Origin of the sequence: Citrobacter sp. CK185 (genome assembly GCF_030333565.1) — a bacterium.
Lineage (GTDB): Bacteria > Pseudomonadota > Gammaproteobacteria > Enterobacterales > Enterobacteriaceae > Citrobacter_B > Citrobacter_B koseri.
This window is the reverse complement of sequence record NZ_JAOWFR010000026.1, coordinates 502545-521120: the sequence shown is the minus strand read 5'-3', so window position 1 is coordinate 521120 and position 18576 is coordinate 502545. Positions and strand designations below refer to the sequence as shown.

The following is an 18576-nucleotide window of genomic DNA, read 5'->3' as shown; positions in this document are numbered from 1 at the left end:
GCGTTAGCGCAAAGCGGTATTCACCGGCTCCCGGTAGGCTACAGGCTTTATTGAGGAGGATGTATGGATTCTATTCACGGCCACGAAGTGCTGAATATGATGATTGAGTCAGGCGAGCAGTATTCGAATGCCAGCCTGGAAGCGGCGATTACGGCGCGTTTTGGTGAACAGGCGCGTTTTCATACCTGTTCGGCTGCTGATATGACGGCGGCGGAGCTGGTGGCGTTTCTGGCGGCGAAGGGTAAGTTTATTGCGAAGGATGACGGCTTCTCTACGCACGAAAGCAAGATCTGCCGTCATTGAGCCTAAACGGTGAGGGGGCCTCACCGTTTAATTTTAGTTTTGGGTATCAAGCGTAGACAGTTCTTTATCGATGAAGTACAGACCTTCACCGCTTTTCCCTGCCAGCGTTAATTTATCAATAATAGATTTAAATAACTTCTCTTCTTCATGCTGTTCAGCGACATACCATTGCAGGAAGTTGAATGTCGGATAATCCTGGTTGGTCATCGCGGCATGCGCCAGTTCATTAATTTTCTGCGTAATTAATTGTTCGTGTTCGTAGGTGGCGCGGAACAGTTCATCCAGTGAAGCATATTCGGCAGCAGGCGAAGAGATCGTATTGATGCACGGTAAGCTACCGGTATCAGTCAGATAATCGAACAGACGCTGCATATGCGTCATCTCTTCCTGCGCGTGACGACGCAGGAACGCTGCCGCCCCTTCAAAGCTATGGTAGCTGCACCATGCGCTCATCTGTTGGTAGAGCAGAGAAGAATATAATTCAAGGTTCATTTGCTCATTCAGTTTGTCGATCATTTCTGTTTTCAGCATGGTTCCGCTCCACAAAGAATCATTATACGTTGATGTGGCGTCACTATAATTTGTTATTTAATTATTTGCAAAAGGTAAAATAATAAATTTAATTATTAAAAATGCGAATGGGAATAAAACGCATTAACGCTATTAAATATAAAAATATACAATGAGAATAATTAAAGCCAGCAGCGTCATGCTGGCTAAAGATATTAATACCCGCCAGCGGATATTGGCTGGATGGCTACGCCCTGACACTGATAAGACAGCGTGATTCTGGTGTTCATGCACAGCGAACCGGCATAAACGCTACAGGTTGACACTGGCTGACCGAATGCGATGGCGTTGGCGTATCCCATCTGCTGACATTCGCGTGTCGCCGTACCGTGCGCAACATAATCATCCGCGCGCGCCGTTTGCATCATCGCCTGGTTATAACTGAGGCGGACAATCCCGCTTGTCGGGTTGGTTTCACTGACCTGCGCTTGCTTGGTGAGGGTACATCCCGTCAGGGCTATGAGTGAGAGGCCAAGGATAAAGGTTTTCATAATATCGCTCTGAGAATCCGGTGACAGCACATCCTATCTTGAACAGTAGACATTCAATGGCCTGAATAGCTTAAGAATTGCCCATGATTAATCCCAACGACACCGGCTCTTTGTGCGATACGGGAAAAGTGTGAGCACATCTTAATTTTTTAAAACCATTTTTCACTAAATTTGAAAGTATGTTTGCGAGATAGTAATGTGACGTATACGTCAACGACTCACGGCGGGGGTTCCCGCGACGCATTCAGGAGAAGACAGAATGAAAATTGCACTGATGATGGAAAACAGCCAGGCAGGTAAAAATGCCACCATTCATCGCGAGCTTAAAGCGGTAGCGGATGAAAAGGGATTCCCTGTTTTCAACGTCGGGATGAGCGATGAAAACGACCATCATCTGACTTATATCCACCTTGGTATTATGGCCAGCATTCTGCTTAACGCCAAAGCGGTGGATTTTGTTGTGACGGGTTGCGGCACCGGGCAGGGCGCGCTGATGTCGCTGAATATTCATCCGGGCGTGGTGTGCGGCTACTGCATCGACCCGGCGGATGCGTTCCTGTTTGCGCAGATTAACAACGGTAATGCGCTTTCTCTGCCATTCGCAAAAGGCTTTGGCTGGGGTGCGGAGTTGAATGTGCGTTTCATCTTTGAAAAAGCATTCACCGGCCGTAACGGGGAAGGGTATCCACCAGAACGTAAAGAACCGCAGGTGCGTAACGCGGGCATTCTGAACCAGGTGAAAGCGGCGGTGGTGAAAGAAAACTATCTGGATACGCTGCGCGCCATCGATCCTGAACTGGTGAAAACGGCGGTCTCCGGCCCACGTTTCCAGCAGTGTTTCTTTGACAATTGCCAGGATAAAGAGATCGAAGCGTTCGTTCGCGACATTCTCGGTTAATGTGTCATGTAAGCCGGATAACGCGGCGTTTATCCGGTTTACCGCGTTTGCTTTGCTACCGTTTCTTCTCCTGAATGGGTACTATGGCGGCCTTTCTATAAGGAGCTTACTATGTCCCAACCACTGAACGCCGATCAGGAACTGGTCTCTGACGTTGTTGCCTGCCAGTTAGTTATCAAACAGATTCTGGATGTTATTGACGTTATTGCCCCGGTTGAAGTTCGGGAGAAGATGTCCAGCCAGTTGAAAAACATCGATTTTACCAGCCACCCTGCCGCAGCGGACCCGGTTACTATGCGGGCCATTCAAAAGGCGATTGCGTTGATTGAGCTGAAATTCACGCCGCAGGACGAAGCGCACTAAAGTAAAGCGACTGCGTAACAGCCTCCCGGCACGGGAGGCGTAACGTCGTGGCAATATAGCGGTTAGTGGTGTTGATAGTTGACGACGTTGAGTAAGTGTTTGTCCGTTTGCACCATACACAATCCCGCGCGTTTTGCGCTGCGAACTTCATCGAGAATCGTCTGTAACAGAACGCCATCCTGCTGCTGATCTTTTTCCAGGTCGTGGAGAAAGTTGAGCGTTGGCGCGTCATTCATTGCTTTGGCTTCGTCGGTTAAGCGTGAGAGCGTACTGGCGCGTTGCTGATACTCATCCAGCGTTTTTTGAAATAACTCTTCAAGACAGGTTAACTCTTCGCCGGGAACATCAATGGCTCTCACGATGGGGTTGGCGCCTGCGTTCTTCATAAAATTGAACATGCGCATCATCTGGGTCACGTTTCCCTGCGCCTGGGTACGAAGAAAGGTCGCCGTACCGGTCAGACTGTGGTCAAAACACCAGTCGCTCAGGTGGAGGTAGAGGTTAGATGCGTAAAACTCAAGGTTCATTTGGGTGTTGAGCTTATGAACCATTCCAGCTGTCGCCATATCAATATCCTTATTTCCAGAAAGGGTGATGCGCGTTACTCATGTATGCGCAATGAATACTGTTAGCAGAATAAATCCGTTCTGCCGGTCCTTTATGTGATCAAAAAGCTGATTCCGTTGCCGATCGAAAATAAGCATAGCGCCAGTACGGCTATAAGAAAATCCTTAAATCCCAATGTTTATATTTTTTTACAGTTTGCTGAAGGTATATCGCTGACGGCGAATGTAGGAATATAACGGATGTTGATATACATGATTGATTTTACGTTATTTTAAGTTGATATTTATTTTTGAAATGATGTTTCATATCACAAAAGAAAATACACCGGCGTGTTAGGATCGAATAATTAGCGGGCGAAACAGTTCTGGCCGAAATTATCGACAACGTTTTTTTGCGCCAGATCATTTTTGCCCATTTTTTAAATATAACCGAATGAACAATTCGTCATTTCGGTGTGATTAACACGAGTAAAGCGAGGAGTCGTAAATGAAAAAGGTCGCTGTCCTGCTGGCGCCAGGATTCGAAGAAGCAGAAGCCGTGGTCACTATTGATATTCTGCGTCGCCTGAATATTGATGTTGAAACGCTGGCCTGCGCGGAATCTCGCGCGGTAGTGAGTTATCACGACATTCCAATGGTTGCGGACAACACCCTCGCCGGACGTCTGGACACGTTGTATGACGCCATCGTCTTGCCCGGCGGCCCGCAGGGGAGCGCTAATCTGGCCGCCAGCGCGCAGGTGATCGACTTCGTTTCCCGCCATGACGCTGCGGGTAAATTGATCTGTCCGGTCTGCTCCGCCGCAGCGCGTGTGCTGGGGGGCAATGGTCTGCTGAAAGGGCGCCGTTACGTCTGCTCTGGCGACCTATGGGAAAATGTGACTGACGGTGAATATGTTGATGCGCCGGTCGTGGAAGATGGCAATCTCTTGAGCGGCAAAGGGTTAGGGCATATTTTTGATTTTGCGCTGACGCTGGCTGCTCGTCTGTCAGGGGATGACGCTTCTGTTCGCGATCATGCCGATCATATTTACTATACCTGGTAAAGCATATTTCCCCGGATGCGCCTGCATTCGGGGACAAGGATTTGCTGGCTGATGTTATGGACTAATCTGCTACCCCTTTTTTATTTGTCTGACAAAACCTTCTTTTTTTATGTCATTTTCCGCTGAATTTATGTACGCAATTACTGTAATTCTGCGGTGTGATGCCGCTCTCCTATGGAGAATCAATTTCCCGCTACAACTAACACCAGCACGGGTATCAATCCTTGGCTTTTAAGGTAATACCTTGTTTTACGGCTAAATTACAAAGAATCGTTCGATTTTACCCTACATAAAAGAACGCTAAAGCTGGAGTTAACCATGCACAAATTTACTAAAGCGCTGGCAGCCATCGGTCTGGCTGCCGTTATGTCACAATCCGCTATCGCGGAAACCATGAAGCTCGGTTTTCTGGTGAAACAACCGGAGGAACCCTGGTTCCAGACAGAATGGAAATTTGCCGATAAAGCCGGGAAAGATCTGGGTTTTGAGGTCATTAAAATTGCGGTGCCGGACGGTGAGAAAACCCTGAACGCCATCGACAGCCTGGCGGCGAGTGGGGCAAAAGGCTTCGTTATTTGTACCCCGGACCCGAAACTGGGTTCAGCGATCGTTGCGAAGGCGCGTGGGTATGACATGAAGGTAATCGCCGTGGACGATCAGTTCGTCAACGCGAAAGGTAAGCCAATGGACACCGTACCGCTGGTGATGATGGCGGCCACGAAAATTGGCGAGCGCCAGGGGCAGGAGCTGTATAAGGAGATGCAAAACCGCGGCTGGGATGTGAAGGAAACGGCGGTGATGGCGATTACCGCTAATGAACTGGATACCGCGCGTCGCCGCACATCCGGCTCGATGGACGCGCTGAAAGCTGCGGGCTTCCCGGAAAAACAGATCTATCAGGTTCCAACGAAATCCAATGATATTCCCGGCGCATTCGATGCCGCTAACTCTATGCTGGTTCAACACCCTGAAGTGAAACACTGGCTGATTGTCGGCATGAATGACAACACCGTGCTGGGCGGTGTGCGCGCCACCGAAGGTCAGGGCTTTAAGGCGGCGGACGTTATCGGCATCGGCATTAACGGTGTGGATGCGATCAGCGAACTGTCAAAAGCGCAGGCGACAGGATTCTACGGCTCGTTGCTGCCCAGCCCGGACGTACACGGCTATAAATCCAGTGAAATGCTCTACAACTGGGTAACCAAAGATGCGGAACCGCCAAAATTCACTGAAGTGACCGACGTGGTGCTGATCACCCGTGACAACTTCAAAGAAGAACTGGCGAAAAAAGGTTTAGGCGGCAAGTAACACAAATGCCGGATGGCGACGCGAAAACGGTTTATCCGGCCTGCGAATTGCGTATTCAGTAGGCCGGATAAGGCAACGCCGTCATCCGGCAAAATCCTGACTCACGGAGACGTTATGCAACAGCCCACCCCATATCTCTCATTTCGCGGCATCGGGAAAACGTTCCCTGGCGTTAAGGCGCTGACGGATATCAGTTTTGACTGTTATGCCGGTCAGGTGCATGCGCTGATGGGCGAAAATGGCGCCGGGAAGTCCACACTCTTAAAAATTCTCAGCGGCAACTATGCGCCAACCACGGGATCGCTGGCGATCCGTGGGCAAGAGATGACCTTTGCCGACACCACGGCTGCACTGAATGCTGGTGTCGCCATTATTTACCAGGAACTGCACCTCGTGCCGGAAATGACCGTTGCGGAGAATATCTATCTCGGCCAGCTCCCGCATAAAGGGGGGATTGTTAACCGGACGCTGCTCAACTACGAAGCCGGTCTTCAGTTACAACATCTGGGGATGGATATCTCCCCGGATACCCCGCTGAAATACCTCTCGATTGGCCAGTGGCAAATGGTGGAGATTGCGAAAGCGTTAGCGCGTAACGCCAAAATTATCGCTTTCGATGAACCGACCAGCTCGCTCTCCGCCAGGGAGATCGAGAACCTGTTCCGGGTAATTCGCGAACTGCGCAAAGAAGGGCGCGTCATTCTGTATGTGTCGCACCGTATGGAAGAGATCTTTGCACTGAGCGATGCCATTACCGTGTTTAAAGATGGCCGCTACGTTAAAACGTTTACCGATATGCAGCAGGTTAACCATGACGCGCTGGTTCAGGCGATGGTTGGGCGCGATCTCGGCGATATCTACGGCTGGCAGCCTCGCGCCTGTGGCGCAGAGCGGCTGCGGCTGCAAGAGGTGAAAGCGCCTGGCGTTCGCGCGCCTGTCAGCTTATCCGTACGCAGCGGCGAAATTGTCGGCCTGTTTGGTCTGGTTGGCGCCGGGCGCAGTGAATTAATGAAAGGGCTGTTCGGCGGAACGCGCATCACCGGAGGGCAGGTGTTCATTGATGAGCAGCCCATTGATATCCGCAAACCGGCGCACGCGATTGCGGCGGGCATGATGCTGTGCCCGGAAGATCGCAAAGCGGAGGGGATCATTCCTGTGCATTCGGTTCGCGACAATATCAACATCAGCGCCCGACGTAAGCATGTGCTGGGCGGGTGCCTGATCAATAACGGTTGGGAAGAGAGCAATGCCGAACACCATATTCGCTCCCTCAATATAAAAACGCCAGGTGCTGAGCAACTCATTATGAATCTCTCCGGGGGGAATCAACAGAAGGCGATTCTGGGACGCTGGTTATCGGAAGAGATGAAGGTCATTTTGCTTGATGAGCCGACGCGCGGTATCGATGTCGGCGCAAAACACGAGATCTACAACGTTATTTACGCGCTGGCGGCGCGCGGTGTGGCCGTGCTGTTTGCCTCCAGCGATCTGCCGGAAGTTCTTGGTGTTGCCGACCGTATTGTGGTGATGCGTGAAGGTGAGATCGCCGGTGAATTACTTCACGAACAGGCGGATGAACGGCAGGCCCTGAGCCTTGCTATGCCTAAAGTCAGCCAGGCTGTCGCCTGAGTAAAGGAGAGTAAGATGTCTTCTGTAACTACATCCGGTTCTGGCGCACCTAAGTCGCCGTTTAGCTTCGGGCGTATCTGGGATCAATACGGCATGCTGGTGGTGTTCGCCGTCCTGTTCCTGGCGTGTGCGATCTTTGTGCCTAACTTTGCCACGTTCATCAACATGAAGGGGCTGGGGCTGGCGATTTCGATGTCGGGTATGGTGGCGTGCGGGATGCTGTTTTGTCTGGCGTCCGGCGATTTTGACCTCTCCGTCGCCTCGGTGATTGCCTGTGCCGGCGTCACCACCGCGGTGGTCATCAATATGACCGAAAGCCTGTGGATTGGCGTGGCGGCCGGGCTGCTGCTGGGCATACTCTGCGGGCTGGTGAACGGTTTTGTTATCGCGCGTTTAAAGATCAACGCCCTGATTACCACGCTCGCCACGATGCAGATTGTCCGTGGTCTGGCCTATATCATCTCTGACGGTAAAGCGGTAGGGATTGAAGATGAGCGCTTCTTCACCCTCGGGTATGCCAACTGGTTTGGGCTGCCTGCGCCGATCTGGTTAACGGTAGGGTGCCTGGTTATCTTTGGTTTATTGCTGAATAAAACCACGTTTGGCCGCAATACGCTGGCGATTGGCGGGAATGAAGAAGCGGCGCGTCTGGCCGGGGTGCCGGTAGTACGCACGAAGATCATTATCTTCGTTCTCTCCGGGCTGGTGTCGGCGGCGGCGGGGATTATCCTGGCGTCGCGCATGACCAGCGGCCAGCCAATGACCTCCATTGGTTATGAACTGATTGTGATTTCAGCCTGCGTATTAGGCGGTGTCTCCCTCAAGGGCGGCATCGGAAAAATCTCATATGTGGTCGCGGGGGTGTTGATCCTGGGGACGGTGGAAAACGCCATGAACCTGCTGAACATTTCCCCCTTTGCACAGTACGTCGTGCGCGGCTTAATCCTGCTGGCAGCGGTAATCTTCGACCGTTACAAACAAAAGGCGAAGCGCACCGTTTAATGAAATAAACCGTAACTATTCAGTTTAGCTCCTCCCGATAGCCAGCCGCTACCCCGGCTGGCTATTGTCTTTCTAAATGGCGAGCAGCGTCACACTGTCTATACTTACATGGCTAATGGGGCCGATCCGCGCGCCTCAAAAACGATGATTAAGGAGGAGAACAGGGTGGCAGAACCGTTAACCGTATCCCCCGAACTGTCCGCAAACTATGCTTATTTTTTCGATCTTGATGGGACGCTGGCGGAGATTAAACCACACCCGGATCAGGTGGTGGTGCCGCACAATATTCTCCAGCTGTTACACCGCCTCTCGACGCATAACGCAGGGGCGCTGGCATTGATTTCAGGGCGCTCAATGGCTGAGCTTGATGCGCTCTCAGCCCCCTTTTGCTTTCCCCTCGCCGGGGTGCATGGGGCGGAACGCCGTGACATCAATGGTAATACCCATATCGTGCGCCTTCCGCAGGCGATAGCACGCGATGTCAGCGCGCGGCTGCACGCCGCGCTGGGAAATCTTCCAGGGGCGGAACTGGAAGCGAAGGGCATGGCCTTTGCGCTGCATTACCGGCAGGCGCCGCAGCATGAGGCGACGTTGCTGGCGCTGGCGCAGCACATTACGCAGAAATGGCCGCAGCTTGCGCTTCAGCCGGGTAAATGCGTGGTGGAAATTAAACCGAAAGGCGCGAACAAAGGGGAGGCCATTGCCGCGTTTATGCAAGAAGCGCCATTTGCAGGGCGTATCCCTGTCTTTGTGGGCGATGACTTGACGGATGAGGCGGGCTTTGACGTCGTCAATAATTTGGGAGGGATTTCAGTCAAAGTGGGTGCCGGGGCGACCCGGGCAACAGGACGTCTGGCAGGCGTTCCTGAGGTCTGGCGCTGGCTGGAAGAAATTAACAATCCACAACAAGAAAAAAAATTAATGAATGACAGGAGAGATGGCTATGGGTCGTTTAGTCGTAGTATCTAATCGAATTGCTCCCCCGGATAATAAAGGCGGCGCGGGTGGCCTGGCAGTTGGCGTACTGGGCGCGTTGAAAGCGGCGGGCGGATTGTGGTTCGGCTGGAGTGGCGAGACGGGCAACGAGGATAAGCCGTTAAAAAAGGTCACACGAGGCAATATGACCTGGGCGTCTTTTAATCTGAGCGAGCAGGACTACGAGGAATATTATTGCCAGTTTTCGAATGCGGTCTTATGGCCTGCCTTCCATTATCGACTCGATCTGGTGCAGTTCCAGCGCCCCGCGTGGGAAGGGTATTCACGGGTGAATGCGCTGCTGGCGGATAAGCTGCTGCCCTTACTGAAAGATGACGATATTATCTGGGTTCATGACTATCATTTATTGCCGTTTGCCAGTGAATTGCGCAAGCGGGGCGTGAATAATCGCATCGGCTTTTTCTTGCATATCCCTTTCCCGACGCCGGAAATTTTCAATGCCTTGCCGCCGCACGATACGCTACTGGAACAACTGTGTGATTTTGACTTACTGGGATTCCAGACGGAAAACGACCGCCTGGCGTTTCTGGACAGTCTGTCAAGCCAGACCAGAGTAACCACGCGCGGCAGTAAGAGTCACTCGGCATGGGGAAAATCCTTCCGTACTGAGGTCTATCCTATTGGCATTGAACCTGACGAGATCGCACAACAGGCTTCCGGGCCGTTACCGCCGAAACTGGCGCAGCTAAAAGCGGAGCTGAAAAATGTGCAAAACATTTTTTCCGTCGAGCGTCTGGATTACTCCAAAGGATTACCGGAGCGTTTCCAGGCGTATGAAGCGCTGCTGGAGAAATACCCCCAGCACCACGGGAAAATTCGCTATACGCAAATAGCGCCGACCTCGCGCGGTGAAGTGCAGGCTTATCAGGATATCCGTCACCAACTGGAGACGGAAGCAGGGCGTATCAACGGTAAATATGGACAGCTTGGCTGGACGCCGCTCTACTATCTTAACCAGCACTTTGATCGCAAGCTGCTGATGAAGGTGTTCCGCTACTCGGATGTCGGGTTAGTGACCCCGCTGCGGGATGGTATGAATCTGGTCGCGAAAGAGTTTGTCGCCGCGCAGGACCCGGCAAATCCCGGCGTTCTCGTTTTGTCGCAGTTTGCCGGTGCGGCGAATGAGTTGACGTCCGCGCTCATTGTTAACCCTTATGATCGGGACGATGTGGCCGTAGCGCTCCACCGCGCGTTGACCATGCCGCTTGCCGAACGCATTTCACGTCACGCGGAAATGCTTGAGACGATTATTAAAAATGATATTAATCACTGGCAGCAACGGTTTATTCGCGACCTAAAGGATGTCGCGCCACGTAGCGCTGAAATGCTGCATCGCAATAAGGTCGCCACCTTCCCAAAGCTTGCCTGACGCCCGCTAATCACCGGCAAGCGGGACCAGCAATACATCAACTTCACTGGCGCTAACGACACTTTTCGCTGAGCAGGACGCTCGCGAAAAGAAGCTGTGATTATGATTGCCGCAAATGACCAAATCCACCTGCTGCTTACGACACACATCCAGAATATGCGCGCTTAACTCCCCGTAAGTAATGAACGTTTGTTCAATCGGGTAGTCGGCCTTCGCACTCAGTTTGTCGAGAAAATCCTGCGTCTCTTCATGCATCACCTCCCGCAAATCTTCCAGCATGGGGGCGGCGAATTGATTGTACAGCTCGGGATCAGAGGCGAGGGTAATCAGGCTAATGCGGGCATTGACGGGACGAGCAATGGAGACAGCTTTCGCTAACAGCTGCTGACTTTCGGGGGTAACGGCGACGGCGACAAGAATATGCGTATAGCTCATAACTCGCTCCTTATTGCAAGAATATGAGGTTTCTTCTTCAGCTTTACTCTGTTTAGTCGAATTCTGCAATGTTTTCCTGTGACGATAGTGTGAAGGTTATCATAATAATTCATTAATTATTCTTATAAATGGAATAGTGGCATAACGCACATTGTAAACGTTATTACGCGCTTTAACTTAAATCGACCAATTATGAAAACAAAATGTTAATTACGATGTAACAAAAATTAACTTGTTATGCATCATAGATACCGTCTATTGGTTAACCCTGCTTAATATTTAAGTGGTTGTTTAGAAACGATTAAATTATTTTATGTCCCCGACAGGAATATTCAGAAAGGGGGATATTTTCAGATGTTATTTTAACGGTGCTAAACATACCGCATGAGTGATTATTTACGCACATATTCGTGTATCTGGAATAGAAAAACTGAACGAAAGGCTAAAAAATAATCAAAATAAAAGTTCAACTGATGGATTTATGTTAAGTATTTGGATGATTTATGTGATCTGGATCACATATTTCTCAAATTCGCAGCCCGGCTCCGTTGTATGTGTTCGTGCTGACGAGTAGAGTTGCGTCGAATTAGGAAAAATCTTAGGCATTTTGTAATAAATCATGTAAACGTGTAAAAACCTGACACCCCATTAAGGGGGGTTTTACTGTATGCATCGGTGCCTGGGCGTGGCTATGCATTTGACCTTTTTGCTTTTTTTACCGGGGATTCCCGGCGACATCACGGGGTGCGGTTACACCGCATAAAAATAAAGTTGGTTATTCTGGATGGGAACAATGCATACATCCGAGTTGCTGAAACACATTTATGACATCAATCTGTCATATTTACTCCTTGCACAGCGTCTGATCGTTCAGGACAAAGCATCCGCGATGTTCCGCCTTGGTATCAGTGAAGAGATGGCGAACACGTTGGGTACTCTGACTCTTCCACAAATGGTTAAACTGGCCGAAACAAACCAGCTGGTATGTCATTTCCGTTTTGACAACCACCAGACAGTTACCCAGCTGACCCAGGATTCTCGCGTTGACGATCTTCAGCAAATTCATACCGGTATCATGCTTTCAACACGCCTGTTACACGATGTGAATCAGGCCGATGATGCGGCGCGTAAGAAAAGGGCTTGATGATGAGTGAAAAAAGCATTGTTCAGGAAGCTCGCGATATCCAGTTAGCGATGGAATTGATCTCTTTGGGCGCCCGTTTGCAAATGCTGGAAAGCGAAACGCAGTTAAGTCGTGGTCGCCTCATCAAATTATACAAAGAGTTACGCGGCAGTCCTCCGCCAAAAGGTATGCTTCCTTTTTCAACGGACTGGTTTATGACATGGGAGCAAAACATTCATGCCTCCATGTTTTGCAACGCCTGGCAGTTCTTACTCAAAACCGGTCTGTGCAGCGGCGTGGATGCGGTCATTAAAGCGTACCGTCTGTATCTGGAACAGTGCCCGCAGGCGGAAGACGGGCCATTGTTGGCGTTAACACGCGCATGGACGCTGGTGCGTTTCGTGGAAAGCGGGCTGCTTGAATTATCGACCTGTAATTGCTGTGGCGGGAATTTTATTACCCATGCGCATCAGCCTGCGGGGAGTTTTGCCTGTAGTTTGTGCCAGCCGCCGTCCCGCGCAGTAAAAAGACGTAAACTTTCCCAAAATGCTGCCGATATTATTCCACAACTGCTGGATGAACAGATCGAACAGGCTGTTTAACCGATACGGTGTGGACAAACACTCCAGCAGCGGTAAGTGATTACCGCTGCTTTTTTTTGCCTTGCCGACGTGTTATTCGCCCGACTGTACATCCTGTTTTAGTCAACAGCGGAAGGATGATGTCGTGCTTATCTTATTAGGTTACCTGGTAGTTCTCGGTACAGTTTTCGGTGGTTACATGATGACCGGCGGACACCTTGGAGCACTCTATCAACCGGCTGAATTCGTCATCATCGGTGGTGCGGGGATCGGGGCATTCATTGTCGGTAACAACGGCAAAGCGATCAAAGGGACGTTAAAGGCGATCCCGTTACTGTTTCGTCGTTCGAAATACACAAAAGCGATGTACATGGATTTGCTGGCGTTGCTCTATCGCCTGATGGCCAAATCACGCCAGCAGGGGATGTTCTCGCTGGAACGTGACATTGAAAACCCGAAAGAGAGTGAAATTTTTGCCAGCTATCCGCGTATTCTGGCCGACGCGGTCATGCTTGATTTTATCGTCGATTATCTGCGCCTGATCATCAGCGGCAACATGAATACCTTTGAAATTGAGGCGCTGATGGATGAGGAAATTGAAACCCACGAAAGCGAGGCGGAAGTTCCTGCCAACAGCCTGGCGCTGATGGGCGATTCATTACCGGCATTTGGTATCGTTGCGGCGGTCATGGGGGTTGTCCATGCGCTGGCTTCCGCCGATCGTCCGGCGGCTGAACTGGGGGCGCTGATCGCCCATGCGATGGTGGGGACATTCCTCGGGATTTTATTGGCCTATGGGTTTATCTCGCCACTCGCCAGCGTGCTGCGTCAAAAGAGCGCTGAAACCACCAAAATGATGCAGTGCGTAAAAATCACACTGCTTTCTAACCTGAACGGTTATGCGCCGCCGATCGCCGTCGAATTTGGTCGTAAAACATTGTATTCCAGCGAACGACCTTCGTTCATTGAGCTGGAAGAGCACGTACGTGCAGTGAGAAACCCGAACCAGCAGCAGACGACGACCGAGGAAGCATGAAGAATCAGCCCCATCCAATTATCGTCGTAAAACGGCGGAAACATAAGGGTCACGGCGGGGCGCATGGCTCCTGGAAAATTGCTTATGCCGACTTTATGACGGCGATGATGGCTTTTTTCCTCGTCATGTGGCTGATTTCTATCTCCAGTCCTAAAGAATTGATTCAAATTGCCGAATATTTCCGTACGCCACTGGCAACAGCGATAACGGGCGGACATCGCATCGCGAACAGTGAAAGTCCGATCCCCGGCGGCGGCGAGGACTACACCCAGCAGCAGGGTGAAGTGAACAAGCAACCCAATATTGATGAACTGAAAAAGCGTATGGAGCAGAGCCGTCTGAGCAAATTGCGCGGCGACCTGGATCAGCTGATTGAGTCCGATCCCAAACTGCGCGCATTGCGGCCGCACCTGAAGATTGACCTGGTTCAGGAAGGGCTGCGCATTCAGATTATCGACAGCCAGAATCGCCCGATGTTTAAGACGGGCAGCGCGGAGGTTGAACCTTACATGCGTGACATTCTGCGTGGTATTGCGCCGGTGTTGAACGGTATTCCTAACCGCATCAGCCTTTCCGGTCATACGGATGATTTCCCGTACGCCAGCGGCGAACGGGGATACAGCAACTGGGAATTGTCGGCCGACCGCGCCAATGCTTCGCGTCGCGAACTGGTGGTTGGCGGTCTGGATGATGGAAAAGTATTACGGGTGGTAGGCATGGCCGCCACGATGCGTCTGAGCGATCGCGGTCCTGATGACGCCATCAACCGCCGTATAAGTCTGCTGGTGTTGAACAAGCAGGCAGAAGAGGCCATTTTGCATGAAAACGCTGAAAGCCAGAATGAGCCGGTAAGTGTCTTACAACAGCCAGCGGCACTCCCGCCGGTAAGCGTTCCCACATCGCCACCAGCCAATCCGAGGTGATAGCGTGAGCATGGATATTAGCGATTTTTATCAGACATTTTTTGATGAAGCTGACGAGCTGTTGGCTGACATGGAGCAGCACCTGCTTGATTTGGCGCCTGAAGCCCCGGACTCTGAGCAACTGAATGCCATTTTTCGTGCGGCGCACTCCATTAAAGGCGGCGCAGGTACTTTCGGCTTTACCGTTTTGCAGGAAACAACCCACTTGATGGAAAACCTGCTGGATGAAGCCCGGCGCGGTGAGATGCAGCTCAATACCGACATTATCAACCTGTTTTTGGAAACGAAAGATATTATGCAGGAACAGCTCGACGCCTATAAAAGCTCGGAAGAGCCGGATGCCGCAAGCTTCGAATATATCTGCAACGCGTTACGTCAGTTAGCGCTCGAGGCGAAAGGGGAAACCGCTCCGGCGGTGGTTAACGCTGCCAAACTGAGCGTCGTCGACGGTACGGCGATACAGGAAGAGGCAGTCGCACAGGAAAACAGCGCGGAAGAGAGCAAACTGCGCGTGGTTCTTTCGCGCCTGAAAGCCAATGAAGTCGATCTGCTTGAAGAAGAGTTGGGCAACCTGGCCACCTTAACGGATGTGGTGAAAGGCGAGGATTCGCTGTCCGCGACCCTCGACGGCACGATTGCGGAAGATGACATCATTGCGGTGCTCTGCTTTGTGATTGAAGCCGATCAGATAGCCTTTGAGACGGTCTCCTCAGCCCCGGTCGCGCAGGTCGAAGAGCCGGTTGCTGTGGCAACTACGCCGCAACCGACCGGAGTGGTTCCTGTTGCCAAAACCGCCGCCAGCGAACCGCAGTCCGGGCGCGCCGAGCGTGAAAAGCCGGCCCGTGAGCGAGAGTCAACCAGTATTCGCGTGGCGGTTGAGAAAGTAGACCAGTTGATCAACCTGGTCGGCGAACTGGTGATTACTCAGTCAATGCTGGCCCAGCGTTCTAATGAACTGGACCCGGTTAATCATGGCGATCTCATCACCAGCATGGGTCAGTTACAACGTAACGCCCGCGATCTGCAAGAGTCGGTGATGTCGATTCGTATGATGCCGATGGAGTACGTCTTCAGCCGTTTCCCGCGTCTGGTGCGCGACCTGGCGGGGAAACTGGGCAAACAGGTTGAACTGACCCTCGTCGGCAGCTCGACGGAACTGGATAAAAGTCTGATTGAACGCATTATCGATCCATTAACCCACCTGGTGCGCAACAGCCTCGATCACGGTATCGAGATGCCGGAAACACGCCTTGAAGCCGGGAAGAATGCGATCGGTAATCTGATCCTCTCCGCTGAACACCAGGGCGGCAATATCTGCATTGAAGTGACCGATGACGGTGCGGGGCTGAACCGCGAGCGCATTCTGGCGAAAGCTGTCTCTCAGGGGATGGCGGTCAACGAAAACATGACCGATGAAGAAGTGGGCATGTTGATTTTTGCGCCGGGCTTCTCCACCGCCGAGCAGGTGACGGATGTTTCCGGTCGCGGCGTGGGCATGGACGTGGTGAAACGTAACATCCAGGAGATGGGCGGCCACGTTGAAATCCAGTCGAAGCAGGGGACGGGCACCACCATTCGCATTCTGCTGCCGCTGACGCTGGCTATTCTGGACGGGATGTCCGTCCGCGTGGCGGGCGAAGTGTTCATTCTGCCGCTGAATGCGGTAATGGAATCGCTGCAACCGCGTGAAGACGATCTGCACCCGCTGGCCGGAGGCGAGCGCGTACTGGAAGTGCGCGGCGAGTATCTGCCGCTGGTGGAACTGTGGAAAGTCTTTGATGTCGTTGGCGCCAAAACTGAAGCCACGCAGGGCATTGTGGTGATCCTGCAAAGCGGCGGTCGCCGTTACGCACTGCTGGTTGATCAGCTTATTGGACAGCACCAGGTGGTAGTGAAAAACCTGGAAAGCAACTATCGCAAGGTGCCTGGCATTTCTGCGGCGACGATTCTGGGCGACGGCAGCGTGGCGCTGATCGTTGATGTCTCCGCATTGCAGGGTTTAAACCGTGAACAACGTATGGCGATCACAGCCGCCTGATTGAGTGAGAAAGGTAATTATATGACCGGTATGAGTAATGTAACCAAACTGGCCGGCGAGCCGTCAGGTCAGGAATTCCTGGTATTTACACTGGGAGATGAAGAGTACGGTATCGACATCCTGAAAGTGCAGGAGATCCGTGGCTACGATCAGGTCACGCGCATCGCCAACACGCCTTCTTTTATTAAAGGGGTGACGAACCTGCGCGGCGTGATTGTGCCGATTGTCGATCTGCGCGTGAAGTTCTGCCAGGGCGACGTTGAGTATAACGATAACACGGTGGTCATCGTGTTGAATCTGGGACAACGCGTGGTAGGGATTGTGGTGGACGGCGTGTCTGACGTGCTGTCGCTGACGGCGGAGCAAATTCGCCCGGCGCCGGAGTTTGCCGTTACCCTGTCTACGGAATATCTGACCGGTCTGGGCGCGCTTGGCGAACGTATGTTGATCCTGGTGAACATTGAGAAACTGCTGAACAGCGATGAGATGGCGCTGCTTGATATCGCCGCTTCCCACGTTGCATAACCGTTGACTGCCCGTGCCGGATGGCACTTCGCTTATCCGGCCTACACATGACACATCGCCGTATGTAGGCCGGATAAGGTGTTTACACCGCCATCCGGCAAATAAATTACCCCACTAACTGCTGCGGAACGCGTTCTTCCGCGTCCTCTTCCAGCAAACCTTCATTCTGCGCCAGCATCGCGGTGGCAATCCCGTTTCCTAACACGTTAATGGCGGAACGTCCCATATCAAGAAAATGGTCAATCCCCATCAGCAACAAAATGCCCGCCACCGGAATATTGAAGCTCGGAATCGTGGCGGCCAGCACCACCAGCGCAGAACGCGGCACGCCTGCAATTCCTTTTGACGCCAGCATCAGCGTCAGCATCAGCACCGTAATTTCCGCAAAAGAGAGATGAATATTATAAGCCTGCGCGATAAACATCGACGCGAAAGAGCAGTACACCATTGAGCCGACGAGGTTAAAAGAGTAACCAATAGGCAGCACAAACGACACGATGTTGCGTGAGCAGCCAAACTTCGTCAGTTGTTCCAGCGTTTTCGGGTAAGCGGCTTCAGAGCTGCTGGTAGTAAAGGCGACCAGCACCGGATCTTTCAACATGCTGACTAAACGGAACACCTCTTTTTTCAGCACCATATAGCCCACGGCCAACAGCACCAGGCAGGTCAGCAGAATCGCCACATAGTAGCCGCCGATAAACGACGCGTAGTTAAGCAGAATCCCCAGCCCCTGGGTGGCGATCACCGAGGAGATCGCGGCAAAAATGGCCAGTGGCGCAACGTACATCACGTAGCCGGTTACCTTCAGCATAATATGTGAAACCACATCCAGGGCGGCGACCAGCGGCGCGTTGAATTTCTCGCCAAGCGACGCGCCGCCAATACCGAAGAACATGGAAAACACGACGATCTGCAAAATTTCATTATTGGCCATCGCCCCGGCAATGCTGGTCGGAATGGTGTGCGACAGGAATCCTTTTAAGCTCATACCGCCCACCGCAAGCCCGGTGTCGACCGATTCTGCCGGAATTGCCAGATTCAGACCGCTGCCCGGATGCTCAATCGTCACGATAAACAGCCCCACCAGAATGGACAACACGGAAGAACTGATAAACCAGACCATCGCTTTACCGCCAACGCGGCCGATAGTGGCGGTTTCGCCCAGACGCATGATGCCCACGGTCAGCGTGCTGAAGACCAGCGGGGCAATCACCATTTTAATGAGCCGTAAGAAAATATCGGTGAGGAGCGTGATGTTATCGGACCAGGCGGCGATCGCCTCCTGTGACGCGTAAGAGTGAATCACCGCGCCTGACAGGATGCCTGCCAGCATGAAGATCACGATAAATAACGTGAGTTTGTTTGCACTTGCCAC

At 52.0% G+C, this 18576-nt stretch carries 20 protein-coding genes; 15 read left to right on the top strand and 5 right to left on the bottom strand.

The features are described from left to right. The first annotated feature begins 63 nt into the window (after positions 1–63). The gene (locus OGV79_RS17165) at positions 64–303 is read left to right on the top strand and encodes a YecH family metal-binding protein (protein ID WP_012131938.1); all 240 of its coding nucleotides are present in this window, start codon (positions 64–66) and stop codon (positions 301–303) included. Between the two features lie 33 nt (positions 304–336). Here OGV79_RS17165 and ftnA read toward each other — a convergent pair whose 3' ends face one another. Together ftnA and OGV79_RS17155 are read right to left on the bottom strand one after the other, a co-directional pair. Next, the gene (gene ftnA / locus OGV79_RS17160; RefSeq protein WP_012131939.1) at positions 337–834 is read right to left on the bottom strand and encodes a non-heme ferritin; all 498 of its coding nucleotides are present in this window, start codon (positions 832–834) and stop codon (positions 337–339) included. Between the two features lie 194 nt (positions 835–1028). After that, a complete protein-coding gene (locus tag OGV79_RS17155) occupies positions 1029–1364 on the bottom strand; it encodes a YecR-like family lipoprotein (RefSeq protein ID WP_047464021.1) in 336 nt (111 codons plus the stop codon). 259 nt (positions 1365–1623) lie between these two features. On the opposite strand from OGV79_RS17155, the gene OGV79_RS17150 reads away from it, so the two are divergent. Both OGV79_RS17150 and yecJ read left to right on the top strand, forming a co-directional pair. After that, on the top strand, positions 1624–2262 hold the full coding sequence (locus OGV79_RS17150) for an RpiB/LacA/LacB family sugar-phosphate isomerase (RefSeq protein WP_012131941.1): 639 nt from the start codon (positions 1624–1626) through the stop codon (positions 2260–2262). A gap of 111 nt (positions 2263–2373) precedes the next feature. Then, the gene (gene yecJ, locus OGV79_RS17145; RefSeq protein WP_012131942.1) at positions 2374–2625 is read left to right on the top strand and encodes a DUF2766 family protein YecJ; all 252 of its coding nucleotides are present in this window, start codon (positions 2374–2376) and stop codon (positions 2623–2625) included. A 62-nt stretch (positions 2626–2687) separates the two neighbouring features. Here yecJ and OGV79_RS17140 read toward each other — a convergent pair whose 3' ends face one another. Then, positions 2688–3191: a non-heme ferritin-like protein gene (locus OGV79_RS17140; protein ID WP_012131943.1), complete on the bottom strand. Its 504-nt coding sequence runs from the start codon at positions 3189–3191 to the stop codon at positions 2688–2690. Positions 3192–3678: 487 nt separating this feature from the next. Between OGV79_RS17140 and OGV79_RS17135 the strand changes: the two genes are divergently transcribed. The 6 genes from OGV79_RS17135 to otsA all read left to right on the top strand — a co-directional run bounded on the left by OGV79_RS17135 (position 3679) and on the right by otsA (position 10540). Then, complete coding sequence (locus OGV79_RS17135) at positions 3679–4236, top strand: DJ-1 family glyoxalase III (RefSeq protein ID WP_115181526.1); 558 nt, start codon at positions 3679–3681, stop codon at positions 4234–4236. A gap of 318 nt (positions 4237–4554) precedes the next feature. Continuing rightward, positions 4555–5544 (top strand): arabinose ABC transporter substrate-binding protein AraF, encoded by a 990-nt coding sequence (gene araF, locus OGV79_RS17130; protein ID WP_112001987.1) that lies wholly within the window; start codon positions 4555–4557, stop codon positions 5542–5544. A gap of 114 nt (positions 5545–5658) precedes the next feature. Further along, a complete protein-coding gene (gene araG / locus OGV79_RS17125) occupies positions 5659–7173 on the top strand; it encodes an arabinose ABC transporter ATP-binding protein AraG (protein WP_024130241.1) in 1515 nt (504 codons plus the stop codon). Between the two features lie 15 nt (positions 7174–7188). Then, positions 7189–8175 carry an arabinose ABC transporter permease AraH gene (gene araH, locus OGV79_RS17120; protein WP_024130242.1) on the top strand — a complete coding sequence of 329 codons (987 nt, stop codon included), beginning with the start codon at positions 7189–7191 and terminating at the stop codon, positions 8173–8175. Between the two features lie 165 nt (positions 8176–8340). After that, positions 8341–9144, top strand: coding sequence for a trehalose-phosphatase (gene otsB, locus OGV79_RS17115; protein WP_047464023.1), 804 nt, complete (start codon positions 8341–8343; stop codon positions 9142–9144). Further along, a complete protein-coding gene (gene otsA / locus OGV79_RS17110; RefSeq protein WP_047463122.1) occupies positions 9119–10540 on the top strand; it encodes an alpha,alpha-trehalose-phosphate synthase in 1422 nt (473 codons plus the stop codon). Before otsB ends, otsA begins: the two co-directional genes overlap by 26 nt. A gap of 6 nt (positions 10541–10546) precedes the next feature. On the opposite strand, the gene uspC is transcribed toward otsA, so the two are convergent. Beyond that, positions 10547–10975, bottom strand: a complete 429-nt coding sequence (gene uspC / locus OGV79_RS17105; protein WP_012131952.1) for a universal stress protein UspC — start codon at positions 10973–10975, stop codon at positions 10547–10549. A gap of 793 nt (positions 10976–11768) precedes the next feature. Between uspC and flhD the strand changes: the two genes are divergently transcribed. From flhD to cheW, 6 genes are all read left to right on the top strand, one after another. Beyond that, a complete protein-coding gene (gene flhD / locus OGV79_RS17100; protein ID WP_024130245.1) occupies positions 11769–12119 on the top strand; it encodes a flagellar transcriptional regulator FlhD in 351 nt (116 codons plus the stop codon). A gap of 2 nt (positions 12120–12121) precedes the next feature. Further along, complete coding sequence (gene flhC, locus OGV79_RS17095; RefSeq protein ID WP_024130246.1) at positions 12122–12700, top strand: flagellar transcriptional regulator FlhC; 579 nt, start codon at positions 12122–12124, stop codon at positions 12698–12700. Positions 12701–12824: 124 nt separating this feature from the next. Continuing rightward, positions 12825–13715, top strand: a complete 891-nt coding sequence (gene motA, locus OGV79_RS17090) for a flagellar motor stator protein MotA (RefSeq protein ID WP_047463125.1) — start codon at positions 12825–12827, stop codon at positions 13713–13715. Next, entirely contained in the window at positions 13712–14638 is a 927-nt protein-coding gene (gene motB, locus OGV79_RS17085; protein WP_012131957.1) for a flagellar motor protein MotB, read from the top strand. The genes motA and motB overlap by 4 nt, the downstream gene beginning before the upstream one ends. Positions 14639–14642: 4 nt before the next feature. Further along, the gene (gene cheA, locus OGV79_RS17080; protein WP_286468742.1) at positions 14643–16676 is read left to right on the top strand and encodes a chemotaxis protein CheA; all 2034 of its coding nucleotides are present in this window, start codon (positions 14643–14645) and stop codon (positions 16674–16676) included. A gap of 21 nt (positions 16677–16697) precedes the next feature. Beyond that, positions 16698–17201: a chemotaxis protein CheW gene (gene cheW, locus OGV79_RS17075; RefSeq protein WP_024130249.1), complete on the top strand. Its 504-nt coding sequence runs from the start codon at positions 16698–16700 to the stop codon at positions 17199–17201. A 106-nt stretch (positions 17202–17307) separates the two neighbouring features. On the opposite strand, the gene OGV79_RS17070 is transcribed toward cheW, so the two are convergent. Then, entirely contained in the window at positions 17308–18576 is a 1269-nt protein-coding gene (locus OGV79_RS17070; protein WP_047463133.1) for a dicarboxylate/amino acid:cation symporter, read from the bottom strand.

Excerpts from the sequence above, each read along its gene's own strand:
- OGV79_RS17155 (WP_047464021.1), bottom strand. The coding sequence starts at position 1,364 with ATGAAAACCTTTATCCTTGGCCTCTCACTCATAGCCCTGACGGGATGT.
- uspC (WP_012131952.1), bottom strand. The coding sequence starts at position 10,975 with ATGAGCTATACGCATATTCTTGTCGCCGTCGCCGTTACCCCCGAAAGT.
- flhD (WP_024130245.1), top strand. The coding sequence starts at position 11,769 with ATGCATACATCCGAGTTGCTGAAACACATTTATGACATCAATCTGTCA.
- motB (WP_012131957.1), top strand. The coding sequence starts at position 13,712 with ATGAAGAATCAGCCCCATCCAATTATCGTCGTAAAACGGCGGAAACAT.
- flhC (WP_024130246.1), top strand. The coding sequence starts at position 12,122 with ATGAGTGAAAAAAGCATTGTTCAGGAAGCTCGCGATATCCAGTTAGCG.
- cheW (WP_024130249.1), top strand. The coding sequence starts at position 16,698 with ATGACCGGTATGAGTAATGTAACCAAACTGGCCGGCGAGCCGTCAGGT.
- otsA (WP_047463122.1), top strand. The coding sequence starts at position 9,119 with ATGGGTCGTTTAGTCGTAGTATCTAATCGAATTGCTCCCCCGGATAAT.
- OGV79_RS17150 (WP_012131941.1), top strand. The coding sequence starts at position 1,624 with ATGAAAATTGCACTGATGATGGAAAACAGCCAGGCAGGTAAAAATGCC.
- OGV79_RS17140 (WP_012131943.1), bottom strand. The coding sequence starts at position 3,191 with ATGGCGACAGCTGGAATGGTTCATAAGCTCAACACCCAAATGAACCTT.
- yecJ (WP_012131942.1), top strand. The coding sequence starts at position 2,374 with ATGTCCCAACCACTGAACGCCGATCAGGAACTGGTCTCTGACGTTGTT.
- OGV79_RS17135 (WP_115181526.1), top strand. The coding sequence starts at position 3,679 with ATGAAAAAGGTCGCTGTCCTGCTGGCGCCAGGATTCGAAGAAGCAGAA.
- araG (WP_024130241.1), top strand. The coding sequence starts at position 5,659 with ATGCAACAGCCCACCCCATATCTCTCATTTCGCGGCATCGGGAAAACG.
- araH (WP_024130242.1), top strand. The coding sequence starts at position 7,189 with ATGTCTTCTGTAACTACATCCGGTTCTGGCGCACCTAAGTCGCCGTTT.
- OGV79_RS17165 (WP_012131938.1), top strand. The coding sequence starts at position 64 with ATGGATTCTATTCACGGCCACGAAGTGCTGAATATGATGATTGAGTCA.
- ftnA (WP_012131939.1), bottom strand. The coding sequence starts at position 834 with ATGCTGAAAACAGAAATGATCGACAAACTGAATGAGCAAATGAACCTT.
- araF (WP_112001987.1), top strand. The coding sequence starts at position 4,555 with ATGCACAAATTTACTAAAGCGCTGGCAGCCATCGGTCTGGCTGCCGTT.